The following is a 10,812-nucleotide window of genomic DNA, read 5'->3' on the forward strand; positions in this document are numbered from 1 at the left end:
GGGCAGAGGGGCAGGGGAGAATAATAACTTCCCAGTCACCAGTCAACACTCTAATGACTAATAACTAATGACGATTCTTGCTAGTTAGCTTTATCTAGTTTGTTTTCGTCTACCAAAAAAGAAGTAGTAGAATATTGCAATCATTAGCCAGAAAAAAACCAAACCTACTTTAGGATCTCCAGGATCGTTGATAGTTAAAACGGCAGGTGTAGTAATTACCGAATCTTTAGTATTGACAAATAAGAAAGCAAAAATATTATTTGCTGCATGGGCACCTAAAGAAAGTTCTAGGCGATTATCTTTTAGGGTCAGTGCTGAAAAAAATACACCCCATGAAAAGTATTGCAATGCTACCCATATTTCTCCCCGCTGCATTTCTGGATTACTCAAGTGTGGCAGCATAAACAACAAACTGGTAACAATGATTAATACAACTCGTTGCCGAGATAATAGCCCCAGTCCTTGAAGTAAATAACCACGATACAAAAATTCTTCGGCGGAGGTTTGGATGGGAGTAAGCACTAAAACTAAAGGAAAAAGTGGAAGCCACTGAGCTAAGTCAAAAGTCCAGGAATAAACTTGCGGTTGTATTAGGTAATCTACTCCTGTGAAGGCTATTAAAATCATTAACCAAACTATAAATCCTGAAATGAGACGCTGAAAATTCAAGGAGCTATCAGCACTAATCAAAGTTTGAATTTTCCGTTTGTGCAACCAATTAATGGTTAAAAATATCGCTAGCGACGCACAAAAAACAGGAATACTATAAATGACAAAATAACGAGTTTGCGAAGCCTGTAAATAAAGCTCTAATTGGTTTTGAAATTCAGACGGTAAACTAGAAACCTCATTTCCATTAACAGCACTAGAAACTAAAAACAAAATAGTTGCAAAAATACCTGAAGTCAATGAACCTATATACCAGTAAGAAAAGACGACGAAAAAAACTCCCAATAAGTAGCGCCACCAATCATTTTTGCCTTGATTAGCAGCATCGAGAAAATTTTGACTCATAGATTATTCCTATTTGAGTTGTGAACTTATTTTTAGTGAGTAGGGAATCGTGAAAGATTAATTATTTACTGGCTCTTGGTCTCTATGTTCAGGTGTAGGTAATTTTTCCAAAATAATTAGGACTTACGTAAGTGGCATATTATTTTAAGCTTGTAGTGTACCCCTTCGGGGAAGCAAGCTACGCGTAGCGTCTCGTAGAGAGGACTTTAGTCGTCTAAAAAGGACTGAAGTCCTTACTACAAGCAAAAAAATGATTTTTAGTGACACTTGCGTAAGTCCTGATAATATTGCATTGCTATAGTGGTTTGAGATACTTATGTGAATTAAAGCAACTTTATTATAGATTTCTCACCTAATAAACTTTTGAATTTTTCAATTTAAAATCGTACTAAACTATAATCTATTTTTGTTTGAAAAAATGAAAATTTGTATTGTTGGGGCGGGTGCAATTGGTGGATATTTGGGAGCAAAATTAGCCCTAGCTGGTGAAACAGTGACGCTAATTGCTCGCGGTTCTCATTTGGAAGCAATTCAAAAAGATGGGCTAAAACTAGTGATGACAGACGGTTCTAGCCAAGTTGTTCGTCCGGCTTTGGCAACTAGTAATATCCAGGAAGCAGGGGAACAAGATGTAGTAATTTTAACTTTAAAAGCTCATAGTGTTCCCGCGATCGCCCCCTACCTTTCCCCACTGTACAATCCAGACACAACGGTCATCACAGCCCAAAATGGTATTCCTTGGTGGTACTTTCATCATCATGGCGGCGAGTATGAAGGAACACGCATTAAATCTGTTGACCCTGATGGCATTGTTGAAGCTGGTATCGGTGTTAATCGTGCCATCGGTTGTGTTGTTTACCCAGCAACAGAGATAATTGCACCAGGTGTGATTAAGCATATTGAAGGCGATCGCTTTACTCTCGGTGAAATCGATGGTAGCAAAAGCGATCGCATTCAATTATTGGCACAAACTCTCAAACAAGCAGGATTCAAAGCACCAATCCGCAATCAAATTCGCACGGAAATTTGGATAAAATTATGGGGTAATGTGGCATTTAACCCCATTAGCGCCTTGACTGGTGCGACTTTAGAGGATATTTGCCGCTATCCCCTCACCCGCGAACTAGCACGGCAAATGATGACAGAAGCCCAGGCGATCGCTGAAAAATTGGGTATAAAATTTGGCATTACCTTAGAACAGCGCATTAATGGTGCCGAAAATGTTGGTGCTCACAAAACCTCAATGCTACAAGATATTGAAGCCGGACGCCCCACGGAAATAGATGCCATCGTCGGGGCGGTGGCAGAATTAGGTAAACTTACTCAAATTTCCACACCCCATATTGATGCTATTTACGCCAGCGTTAAGCTACTGGAAGTAACCAAACAAAAGAATGAGTAATTATTTGAGAGTTTGGCTAGCAAAGTTTCTGTGTATCAATTCTGTGGTTGAATTAGCCCGCACAGCGCGGAACATTCCAAATCGGCACAGTCCCGTACCAAATGCCAAACGCATCAGCAATAAAGTCGGAACTTCGCGCACAGACTTGATAAAACCAGACAGCCCAAAACGCACTAATCCTTCTGGCCTAGCTATTCCTTGCCAGATGGAATCTAACCAAGAAGGAAGTGTTTGTTTTGTCCAGTCTGCTGTAATCACTTCTCCCTCGACTAATTTCGTCTCTGTTAAAAGTTCACTAAATCCTTCTATGCTGGAAAAAGCTGGATGAGACCACTGTTCGAGGAGTTGTTTCATTACTGGTTTTTCCCAAAAATTTAGCGGCTTTTGGCGGTCATCCCTCTGATTCCAGTCAGCGACAACCAAAATTCCACCAGGCTTTAGCACCCGCATTAATTCTCTAGCAAAAACGGCTTTATCGGGCATGTGGGGGCCTGCTTCAATCGACCAGACTACATCAAAACTACCGTCTGGAAATGACAATGCCATTGCATCATCCACCGCAAACTGGGCGCTAACTCCTGGGGGCGTTAATTCCTGGGCGCGTTTCACCTGCTCTTGGCTGATGGTAATTCCTGTAACGGCAAATCCATAATCTCGCGCTAAAATCCGACTGCTACCGCCGATACCACAGCCGACATCTAAGACGGTGCTACCAAGAGGTAATTTATCTAAACCACCCCATTTAACCATTTCATGTACAAAGTCAGATTTAGCAGCCAAAAAATCCTTGCGTCGTGGTGGCGAACCGTAGTGACCGAGGTGAATGTGTTCTCCCCAATAAAACTCTAGGATGCCGTCAACAGTCCAATCATCGTAGGAATTGGCCACTGTGGCAGAGGATTGATATTTCCGAGGAGTCAGGAAATAAACCCCAATTCCTACCACTAAAAGCACAAGAACAGCAATTACAAAATATAGTAAGGTTGACATTGTTTTGAAAGCTTCCCATACACTTAACGTAGCTGGTTAGCTGACAAAACTCAAGTAGCACAGCAGTATGACTTGAGCGTAAACTCTCTTGTTTACTGATTTTGAGCTATAGCAATCCTATTTGAGTCAGAACAACAGGAATTCGCCAGTTTTCTTGTATTCCTGAAAGTTTTTTAAAACAGGGCGATCGTTTGGCATTAATCTAGGTAAATTCGCCAAATCACAAAATTCTAACGCCAGCGATTCTCCATCTACACAAGCTAGGTTACCTTTCCATTCAACAGCTCGCAAAATCAAAATGAAGTTTTGCACGCGATCGCCGTTAGGATAAGTTACAGTTTCAAACTCTGGGTTAGAAGAAAATGCCACAGCTTGCAAACGCTTAACTGTTAAACCTGTTTCTTCAAACACTTCTCTTACCCCACATTGTTCGATAGATTCGCCTTCTTCAGGACAGCCACCAGGTAGTCCCCAAAGTTTAAAATCACTTCGCTTTTGCAACAGAACGCGCCCGAAATCATCCTCCACAATCACCCGTGTGCCACATAACATCAGTAGGCGGTTGCCAACAAGTTGCCGCAACTTGCCAAGATAAGAATCTGACCAATTCGCCATAATTTTCTAGCAAATGTGTAAAGAAAATCTAAAGGTAAGAAAAAGCGATCGCCTAAAAACAGGATAATGCAGCTGATTTAGCTAATCCTTCTTATTCTCTAACTATGACATCTACACCAAAAATCCTAGCTTTTGCTGGCAGTACCCGTATAGATTCTTACAACAAAAAATTAGTAAAAATTGCGGCGGCTGGTGCTAAGGCAGCAGGCGCAGAAGTTACGTATTTAGACTTACGGGATTTGCCCTTACCTCTGTACGATGAAGATTTGGAAGCCCAAGAAGGAATGCCTGCCAACGGCCGCACATTGAAGGATTTGATGATTTCTCATCAGGGATTTCTCATTGCTTCACCTGAATATAACAGTTCCCTCACAGCAGTTTTGAAAAATGCCATCGATTGGGCATCGCGTCCATATCCAAATGAAGCTCCCTTGGCGGCTTTTTCGGGTAAAGTTGCCACAATTATGAGCGCTTCTCCAGGCGGTCTTGGTGGTTTGCGGGGATTAGTTCACCTGCGTTCTATTTTGGGAAACATCAAAGTTTTGGTACTTCCCGACCAAATAGCCGTATCCAAAGCTTATGAAGCCTTCAATGCTGATGGCACGTTAAAAGATCCCAAACAGCAAGAATCTATTGAAAAGTTAGGTGAGGGTTTAACAAAAATATTGTTCAAGCTTAATTAAAAGAGAATTCAGAATTCAAAATTTATACCAATTTGAAAAAAGTAGGACTTACGCAAGAACTCTCTCAAACTCTTATAACTTCGTGCCCTATGCGTCCTTTGCGGTTAGTTTATTCATACTTTTGCGTAAATCCTAAAAAGAATGGAACGCAGATTAATATCATGATTGCAACTATGGATCTCGATAATTTATAAACAGCAGTAAAGGCGACTTTTTTATAGGATGCTCTGGTTAACTAACGCCCACGGTAGAAGTTAAAGTTGAACTTGATTTTGAAGTGATGATACCTGCGGTGTTTGCTAGCCTACACCATTTGATTTAGCTTTTGCTAGCTTAATTCCTGGTTTTATGAAAAGTTCGGCGTTTTTGCCCATTTGATAACGTTGGTTTTCGCAAGGGTACTACCTCAGCTTCGCTACTTTCGCGTGCTACCCGAATCAGTAACGCACTAGCTATTAAGCTAGCAATCATGGAATTACCACCGTAACTAAACAACGGCAAGGGTAACCCTGTAGTTGGTAGAGAACCTGTAGCAACACCAATGTGCAGCAATGATTGTCCTACCATTAAAATCGTCACACCGATGGCCACCAACCGATGCACTGAATTTTTCGCCTTCAACGCCACGACTAATCCCAGAGTTGCAAATATCGCTAAAAGTGCCAACAGCACGATACTGCCAACAAAACCAAACTCTTCCGCGAACACAGCAAAAATAAAATCGGTGTCCTGAATTGGCAAATAAAATAATTTTTGTTGGGAAAGCCCAAATCCGGCTCCCCAAGTTCTACCAGAACCAACAGCTAGTAGACTTTGCACCAACTGGTAACCATCTCCTGTGGCGTCAGCCCAAGGATTGAGGAACGACATCACCCGTTTACGTTGATATTCTTTGATGCTAATACTCAGTACAGCCAGCATCACACCACCCAAGGCTGTCCCTCCCAAGTATTTATAAGGCAATCCAGCCGCCAAGGCAATTAGCCAAATAGTCATACCACAAAGTGCTGTTGTACTTAAATTCGGCTGGGCAAGAATTCCTAAAAGTACTAAACCAAAGATTACTAGCCAACCGCAGCGAACCCGCCAACTAATTCGTTCCCACTGACCGAAAAGTCGCGCACTTTGCAGCACCAAAAAGGGTTTAATCAATTCCGAGGGTTGGATGGGAATTGGCCCTATCGCTATCCAACGCGCTGCATCAAAAGCCTTTTTTCCCAATCCTGGAATCAGCGTCACAAAAATTAACGTCAAAAACACCATTAAAAACCAATGGGATTGCCCCAAAATTTTCTGCAATGGCGAGTTAACAATAGTATTGAATCCGAATAAGGCAACTAAGACCCAAAGTAGCTGCCGTTTAAAGTAGTACAATCCATCATGATGACGTGCATCAGCAACAGGATAGGATGCTGAAAATAGCATAATCAAGCCGACGAACAACCAAATGAATATTAGCCAGCGCAATAACCGCGCTTCTAATGCCCAGTTGGAGACGGAATTATCAAAAATTGGAATCAGGTGGCGTAGATTCACGATCGCTATAGGTAAAAAGTTAGGAATTAAAAGTTAGGAATAAAACTCATAAATCATAACTCAAAACTCAGTAATCTGATGCACCGTTTTTACAATACAGTTAGTGTAACTTGCTACAGGTATGCCAGTTGTTTTTGTTTGGCGATCGCCCACTCCTACTGAAGCCAATAAACTTCTAAGAGAAGTCGGGAAAAGCGAAAGGGGAAAGGGGGAAAGGTTTGGTATTTTCCCTTTTCCCACGAGAGTGCAAAAAGCACTTTTGCACTCTTGTCTAATGCTACCAACGCATCACTCACAGCAATTTGCGTCGAAAACCGGAATTTCTCCAACATCAAATCATAATTTTAATATATGGCAATGTTAAATAATTTGTGAAATATTATTACATATTAGGCTTGTTGACTGTCAACAGTTAACACTGATATTTTTCACAACTGAAATAAGATTGCTATATTTGCATTAAAAATAGTTTTAGTAGCTAGGCATTAAGCCTGCATTACTTCTGAATTCTGACTCCTGACTTCTGAATTCTGAACTCACTGCTTGCTTTTTCACAGATAGAGGAATTTCAATCCAAAACTCGGTTCCTTGCCCCGGTTGTGATATACATTTGAGTGTTCCTCCGTGTTTTTCTACCACAATTTGATAGCTAATTGATAAACCCAATCCTGTACCTTTTCCAACAGGCTTAGTTGTAAAAAATGGATCGAATAGTCGTTCTTTTACTGCTTCTGTCATTCCAGAACCATTATCAGCAATGCGGATTACACAGTTAGTTTCAATTATTTCTGTAGTAATTGTAATAGTATTAGGATTAGCATGAATTTCTGTGATTCCTCGTTTATTGTTATGCTGATCTAGTGCATCGACGGCATTACTAATAATATTCATGAATACCTGATTGAGTTGACCAGGATAGCAATCTACCAAAGGTAAATCTCCGTAATTTTTAATTATTTTAATAGCAGGATGATCGACGCTGCTCTTGAAGCGATTTTGTAAAATCAGCAAAGTACTGTCTAGTCCTTGGTGAACATCAACACTTTTCTTCTCTGCTTCATCAAGGCGCGAGAAGTTCCTCAGAGACAACACAATTTCTGAGATCCTTTCGGCTCCTAATTCCATTGAATCGAGAATTTTGGGCAAATCTTCTAGTAAAAAATCTAACTCAATTTGCTCAATATATTTTTGAATTTCTGGGGTAGGATTCCTATAAAATTGCTGATAAAGAGCCACCAAATTCAGCAAAGATTCTGTATAATCCTTGACAAATTGGATATTTCCATAAATAAAGTTAACAGGATTATTAATTTCGTGAGCAACTCCCGCGACTAATTGCCCTAAACTAGACATTTTCTCAGCTTGAACCAATTGGGCTTGAGTTTGCTGGAGTTCTTTGAGAGAGTTTTCCAATTTTTTAGCTTGAGCCTCAGCAATTTCCGCGAGATTTTCTTTGATTTGTAGGGCACTGCGTAGTTGCGATCTTTGTTGTTTGAGTTCACTTGTTAACTTTTTGGCATCGCCCAAAGCAGTGTTCTGTGCTTGTAACAAAAATAGAAAATCAACGATGGGGTCGTGAATTGCAAAGTCTTTAAGCTTGATACCCAAAGGAGCAAGACTAGTTGTATCAGTAATCCAAGGAGAACCTAAAAAAAATATCACCTCCTGCTCTGGGTGATACATCATCTGACCTTTGAGCTGCATTCGATTGTGGAGAAACTCTAGGATAAACAGGGCACGAGACTGTTTACTAATAGCATCAAAATCGACCACAATTTTTGGACGATTGATTTGGAAATGCTGCTCAATCAATTTACCAATTAGTGGTTCTGGACTAATACGTTCTAAAACATCGCCCGCTTGTACAATTTTGCGATCGCGGTTAAATACAAAATGGAAAGGAAAAGCTTTCGCCAGTAACTCTGGTGAAAGCGTCAGGTAAGGAGGAGCCATGCTGCTGTCCTGCGGTCAATTTGGTTTGTAAATCACTAAAAATTCATCATGTTCACCACCTTCATCTCGACTCTGGGTTTGAGTAATATGAACTTGTGTATCAAACCTAGTTCCCAATCCCTTGACTAAACCAAGAATCATTGGTGTTAGTCCTTCTCTATCAGAACGATAGTGTAAGTTAAGGGAATTTTCCTCCATGTCAGTACACTCAAATGATGGAGGCTGGAGTTGGGGAAAACTAACTCCTACACGAGCATGAAGATTGTCGAGATTTTCCAGAAATTCAGGTAGTGTATCTCCACTCATATCCATCATTTCGCCATAGCCTTCTTGGGCTGTGTACTGAACCCAGAATTCCCCAAAGGCTTGCATAATTTCTGTCGCAGATAAATTCAAAACACCACTAGCAGCTTGTACTAACCTATGGGTGATGTCATCAGGATAACCTTCCATACTGATGAAAACATCTACATCCACCTCTGCTTTGTGCTTAATTACTTTCCAAGTTTCTTCACCAAAACGACTGCACACCATGTCTTGAATCGCCTTGTTCACTAATCCATACATGGAAGTCTCCTGTGGTTACACCTAATTTTGCTTCGTGAATTTGACTGAAATTCAAATGACAATATTTGGTTGAGCTAAATCTTAAAATCTCTGATTACAGTTTTAAAAACCCAAAAAATTGTTAACTCGTCCCCCGGCTTTAAGCGGCTAGGATTTCAAGTCATTTGTGTTTAATAGCACTAATGACTAAGACGGCGAATGGCAATTCATTCCATCCCTAAAAGAAATGGGCTTTCTCACTGTCTTTCGGTAAAGCTGTCCGCATTTTAATACTACGAACTACTAGGTTCACAACCGTATTTTCACTCTTTCCTTTTAACTGCAATTATGCGCTTATAAGCAGTATGGAACCTGGTGACAAGCTATATTGGGAGATTTGCTGTTGAATTCCATTAAAAAATTCAAATCTAGCGTCCATAGCTTCTACAATTGCTTGTTTAATCTTGATGTCATCTTCAATCATTCCTAGTTGAGCTTCAATTACTGCTGCTAGCTTCGCCGCATGACTATCATCGATGTTAATATGAACTTCAAAAAAGATCAGTGATTCTTTAGGTAAGGGAGCAGCGCCGACAATTCCTTTGTATAGTTGTGCGTACAAAGAACTAACAATTCCTTCGGAAGCATAACAGACAGCACCCAGCGCAGCTAAATAGCCATACTTATGAGGTATCTGTAAGTAGGTATCAATCAACGCACGAGTTTCTGGTGCAGTAGGTAATGCTGCTAAAGTTTCGTCATGGATACCAAGTGCGCGGGTAAATTGACGAAACAATTCTGGGTGGGACTTAGTGACATCTCCTTGTCCCATTTCATCAAACAGGTTTTCTAAGATGACTAACTGAGTACTTTCATCTTGGCAACAAGACAAGATGCTAGCTAGGATACGATTAAATTCTTTCGAGAATTTGTACATCTGAACAGCTAGCATCTGTACATCTGGTAGAAATAAATTTCCACTACGACAGTGCATTAGGAACTCATGGTTCCATAAAGGATGATTATCAGCTATTTTTTGAAAGGAATTTTTAGCTAAAGAAAGTGTTTGTGTCATCGTGATACTTGTATGGCTAGATGGAGGGGTTGATCGAGTAAGGGGCTAAAAAATGACTCATCTAGTGCGATATGTTCTGGAGTCACACGTAATTCTTGTAGGATTGGCATCGTATTGAAGCCAGCAATTTTAAGGGCATTAAAATAATCCTCAAAAGTTTTGTGAATCAATTGCACATTTAGCCAGGAACCGTCTCGTTTCCAAATACGGCCAGGAAACTGTCGATCGCGCTTGCTGAAGTAGCCTTTACCCTCAACTTGAAAATAAAATGGATATCCTGGCTCCCGCATATATGGAAAGGATGGATGGGGAACGCTAAATACAAATCTACCGCCGGGACGAAGAACCCGTGCAACTTCTGTCATGCATTCTTGTGTCTGAGCAATTGTTAAATAATTAAATAGAAAAACTGCAACAACTAAGTCAAGTTCACCATTATTAAATTGCTTGAGGTTGGTAGCACATCCAACTTCATAGCTAATGCCCAAAACATTCTCTACTTCTTGCATAGTCGCAGCTTCAATCATACTTTGCGAAAGGTCTATGCCATGTACTTGTGCTGCACCGCGTCGCCGTAATTCTCTGCTGCAATAACCTTCACCACAACCTATATCCAGCACTCGCAAGGCATTAACAGGTTCACAAAGCCCCAGTACAAAAGGGCGGGCTGTAAAGTCTGATAAGGAAATAGGTTCTCCTCTAATCCACTCTGATGCTGTGCGATTATATAAGTTTTTAGTTGAATTTTTGCTATCGAAGATTGACATTTTAAACTAAATATTTATATTTGATTTATGTTTCAATTGAACAATTTACAGCTATCAGTATTTAATACTGACAATATATATCTTTTAGCATTTAAATATTTTAATGCTAACGTTGATTTTACCGATTTTAATTTGTGTACTTATCTGCATTTTAAATCTAATATTTTCAAGCGTTAGCCAAATTCAATGTCATATACTTCGTAATTTTTTTAAAAAACAGCAGTTTTCAAT

At 40.1% G+C, this 10,812-nt stretch carries 10 protein-coding genes; 2 read left to right on the forward strand and 8 right to left on the reverse strand.

Annotated elements, in window-relative coordinates; translation table 11 throughout:
* Positions 1 to 90: 90 nt before the first annotated feature.
* Complete coding sequence (locus GNE10_RS25070) at positions 91 to 1,014, reverse strand: CPBP family intramembrane glutamic endopeptidase (RefSeq protein ID WP_185567629.1); 924 nt, start codon at positions 1,012 to 1,014, stop codon at positions 91 to 93.
* 418 nt (positions 1,015 to 1,432) lie between these two features.
* On the opposite strand from GNE10_RS25070, the gene GNE10_RS25075 reads away from it, so the two are divergent.
* Positions 1,433 to 2,416: a 2-dehydropantoate 2-reductase gene (locus GNE10_RS25075; protein WP_185567631.1), complete on the forward strand. Its 984-nt coding sequence runs from the start codon at positions 1,433 to 1,435 to the stop codon at positions 2,414 to 2,416.
* Here GNE10_RS25075 and GNE10_RS25080 read toward each other — a convergent pair whose 3' ends face one another.
* Positions 2,417 to 3,406 (reverse strand): methyltransferase domain-containing protein, encoded by a 990-nt coding sequence (locus GNE10_RS25080; protein ID WP_185567633.1) that lies wholly within the window; start codon positions 3,404 to 3,406, stop codon positions 2,417 to 2,419.
* A gap of 126 nt (positions 3,407 to 3,532) precedes the next feature.
* Positions 3,533 to 4,021 carry an NUDIX hydrolase gene (locus GNE10_RS25085; RefSeq protein ID WP_185567635.1) on the reverse strand — a complete coding sequence of 163 codons (489 nt, stop codon included), beginning with the start codon at positions 4,019 to 4,021 and terminating at the stop codon, positions 3,533 to 3,535.
* A gap of 104 nt (positions 4,022 to 4,125) precedes the next feature.
* On the opposite strand from GNE10_RS25085, the gene GNE10_RS25090 reads away from it, so the two are divergent.
* The gene (locus tag GNE10_RS25090; protein ID WP_185567636.1) at positions 4,126 to 4,704 is read left to right on the forward strand and encodes an NADPH-dependent FMN reductase; all 579 of its coding nucleotides are present in this window, start codon (positions 4,126 to 4,128) and stop codon (positions 4,702 to 4,704) included.
* A 333-nt stretch (positions 4,705 to 5,037) separates the two neighbouring features.
* Here the strand turns inward: GNE10_RS25090 and GNE10_RS25095 are convergent, their stop codons facing one another.
* The 5 genes from GNE10_RS25095 to GNE10_RS25115 form a co-directional block, all read right to left on the reverse strand.
* The gene (locus GNE10_RS25095; protein WP_099070980.1) at positions 5,038 to 6,240 is read right to left on the reverse strand and encodes an FtsW/RodA/SpoVE family cell cycle protein; all 1,203 of its coding nucleotides are present in this window, start codon (positions 6,238 to 6,240) and stop codon (positions 5,038 to 5,040) included.
* Positions 6,241 to 6,711: 471 nt separating this feature from the next.
* Positions 6,712 to 8,193, reverse strand: coding sequence for a sensor histidine kinase (locus tag GNE10_RS25100; protein WP_185567638.1), 1,482 nt, complete (start codon positions 8,191 to 8,193; stop codon positions 6,712 to 6,714).
* A gap of 15 nt (positions 8,194 to 8,208) precedes the next feature.
* Complete coding sequence (locus GNE10_RS25105; RefSeq protein WP_185567640.1) at positions 8,209 to 8,760, reverse strand: heme NO-binding domain-containing protein; 552 nt, start codon at positions 8,758 to 8,760, stop codon at positions 8,209 to 8,211.
* Positions 8,761 to 9,085: 325 nt separating this feature from the next.
* The gene (locus GNE10_RS25110; RefSeq protein ID WP_185567642.1) at positions 9,086 to 9,814 is read right to left on the reverse strand and encodes a TenA family transcriptional regulator; all 729 of its coding nucleotides are present in this window, start codon (positions 9,812 to 9,814) and stop codon (positions 9,086 to 9,088) included.
* Positions 9,811 to 10,581, reverse strand: coding sequence for a class I SAM-dependent methyltransferase (locus GNE10_RS25115; protein WP_185567644.1), 771 nt, complete (start codon positions 10,579 to 10,581; stop codon positions 9,811 to 9,813). The genes GNE10_RS25110 and GNE10_RS25115 overlap by 4 nt, the downstream gene beginning before the upstream one ends.
* Between the last annotated feature and the right edge of the window lie 231 nt (positions 10,582 to 10,812).

The organism is Nostoc sp. 2RC (genome assembly GCF_014222165.1).
Classification (GTDB): Bacteria; Cyanobacteriota; Cyanobacteriia; order Cyanobacteriales; family Nostocaceae; genus Nostoc; species Nostoc linckia.

Excerpts from the sequence above, each read along its gene's own strand:
- GNE10_RS25070 (WP_185567629.1), bottom strand. The coding sequence starts at position 1,014 with ATGAGTCAAAATTTTCTCGATGCTGCTAATCAAGGCAAAAATGATTGG.
- GNE10_RS25075 (WP_185567631.1), top strand. The coding sequence starts at position 1,433 with ATGAAAATTTGTATTGTTGGGGCGGGTGCAATTGGTGGATATTTGGGA.
- GNE10_RS25080 (WP_185567633.1), bottom strand. The coding sequence starts at position 3,406 with ATGTCAACCTTACTATATTTTGTAATTGCTGTTCTTGTGCTTTTAGTG.
- GNE10_RS25085 (WP_185567635.1), bottom strand. The coding sequence starts at position 4,021 with ATGGCGAATTGGTCAGATTCTTATCTTGGCAAGTTGCGGCAACTTGTT.
- GNE10_RS25090 (WP_185567636.1), top strand. The coding sequence starts at position 4,126 with ATGACATCTACACCAAAAATCCTAGCTTTTGCTGGCAGTACCCGTATA.
- GNE10_RS25100 (WP_185567638.1), bottom strand. The coding sequence starts at position 8,193 with ATGGCTCCTCCTTACCTGACGCTTTCACCAGAGTTACTGGCGAAAGCT.
- GNE10_RS25105 (WP_185567640.1), bottom strand. The coding sequence starts at position 8,760 with ATGTATGGATTAGTGAACAAGGCGATTCAAGACATGGTGTGCAGTCGT.
- GNE10_RS25110 (WP_185567642.1), bottom strand. The coding sequence starts at position 9,814 with ATGACACAAACACTTTCTTTAGCTAAAAATTCCTTTCAAAAAATAGCT.
- GNE10_RS25115 (WP_185567644.1), bottom strand. The coding sequence starts at position 10,581 with ATGTCAATCTTCGATAGCAAAAATTCAACTAAAAACTTATATAATCGC.